General features: G+C 33.4%; 3 protein-coding genes. 2 read left to right on the top strand and 1 reads right to left on the bottom strand.

The window, feature by feature from the left end; genetic code table 11:
• Positions 1-213, top strand: a 213-nt coding sequence (locus CN288_RS29265; protein ID WP_176527768.1) for a Cna B-type domain-containing protein, incomplete at its 5' end; no start/stop codon positions are given.
• A gap of 46 nt (positions 214-259) precedes the next feature.
• Positions 260-967 (top strand): Cna B-type domain-containing protein, encoded by a 708-nt coding sequence (locus CN288_RS29960; protein WP_255260077.1) that lies wholly within the window; start codon positions 260-262, stop codon positions 965-967.
• 631 nt (positions 968-1,598) lie between these two features.
• On the opposite strand, the gene CN288_RS28055 is transcribed toward CN288_RS29960, so the two are convergent.
• The coding region (locus tag CN288_RS28055) for an ATP-binding protein (RefSeq protein ID WP_141528044.1) at positions 1,599-1,790 on the bottom strand (192 nt) is incomplete at its 5' end.

The raw sequence follows: 1,790 nt of genomic DNA, 5'->3' as shown, positions 1-1,790 counted from the left end.
CTTCAAAATGGTACAGAGTTCAAAAACCAAGAAGTAAAAGCTGATAAGGATGGCAACTGGAACTTCGATTTCAAAGATCTTCCGAAGTACGATAAGCAAGGAAATGAGTATAAGTACACAGTAAGTGAAGTGAAAGTTAAGGACTATGAAACAAAAGTAGAAGGNNACAACGATTACGAACACTTACAAGAATACAGAAACAACAGAAGTTAGTGGTAAGAAAACATGGAAAGACGATAACGCAAAAGATCGTCCAGAAATGATCAAAGTAGACCTACTACAAAATGGCAAAGTAATCGCAACACAAGAAGTAAGCGCAGCAAGCGAATGGAAATATGCGTTTAAAGATTTAGCAGCATATGATGAGAATGGTGTAGCTTACAAGTATGAAGTAAAAGAACAAGCAGTAGACGGATACAAATCCGAAGTAAAAGGAAATGACATCACGAATACAAAGGTTGGCAAAACAATAGTAGAAGGAACAAAGACGTGGAATGACGGAAATGCGACAAATCGACCGAAAACAATTAAAGTAGATTTACTACAAAACGGTCAGGTTATCGCAACGCAAGAAGTAAGTGAAGCAACGGGTTGGAAATATACATTTAAAGAATTAGCGGCATATGATGCGAATGGTGCAGCGTACAAATATGAAGTAAAAGAACAACCAGTAGAGGGATATCAATCCGAAGTAAACGGTTATGATATCACGAATACAAAAATCAAGGACAATCCAAGTACAGAACCAAAAGATCCAAATACAGAACCAAAAGATCCAAGTACAGATCCAAACGGAAATACAGACACAAACAGCAATTCTAAAGTTCCACCTACTAAAGAAAATGCTAAAACGTCAGTATGGCTTCCTAAAACAGGCGGAACATCGATGGATATAATTTCATACATTGGAGGTATGTTGTTGGTGGCTTTAGGTGGATTCATATTTGCTCGTCAACGAATGAGATAAAAAAATTGGATTTGGTGCAAGAAACCTATCAAACTTGGAAATACGGATACTATTAAATTAGAAAGACTAGAGATTATATATGTCTAAGCCAAGTGATTTCAAAGAAAAACTATTATCAACTAGGGATTCACTTAATAATAAGTGACTTAGTGGAAAAAATAGATCATCTATTGCTTATGTAGTGATTATTACCTGGGTTCATATAGATGATTCAAAATTAAATCATCTATATGAAAGTAAATGAGTAATAGATGTAGTAATAGCGTACCGTTGATTCAAGAGAAAATACAATTAATTTTTATTTAGGTAGAATAAGAAATAAAAAGGTCGCAGAGCGTTTTTTGAAGAAAAGCTTTGCGGCCTTTTTATATTTAAAATCCTTGTGCTATTAACCTAGACAAGTACACGGTCGATTTTATGGCATAGTATATAGGATGGTAGGGGGATATAAAAGTATTTTAGTGAAAGAAGGACTGCCCTAAAATACCATTAGGTTAAGTAGCATGTATATATCTTAAAAGCAAAAAAAGTTTCTTTATTCTAAACTATAGAAAAGAAACTTTTTTGCTTCTGAGATATTTTATTTTTAACTTCGCGTGATAGATTGTATCTAAAAAGATGAATAAGTGCTTTAATTTTCGAGAGTAGATATAGGAAGATTAATATTAACTGTCGTTCCTTTGCCTACTTCACTTTCAATAAATATCTTTCCTTGGTGCTTTTCGATAATTTTATAACAAATCATTAATCCTAAACCGATACCATTTTCTTTGATACTATAAAATGGTTCTCCTAGATAAGGTATACGATCTTTTTCAATTCC

The organism is Bacillus sp. AFS023182 (genome assembly GCF_002560575.1).
Taxonomy (GTDB): Bacteria; Bacillota; Bacilli; order Bacillales; family Bacillaceae_G; genus Bacillus_A; species Bacillus_A arachidis.
Note: the sequence above shows the minus strand (reverse complement) of the source record. Positions and strands in the feature narration are given on the sequence as shown.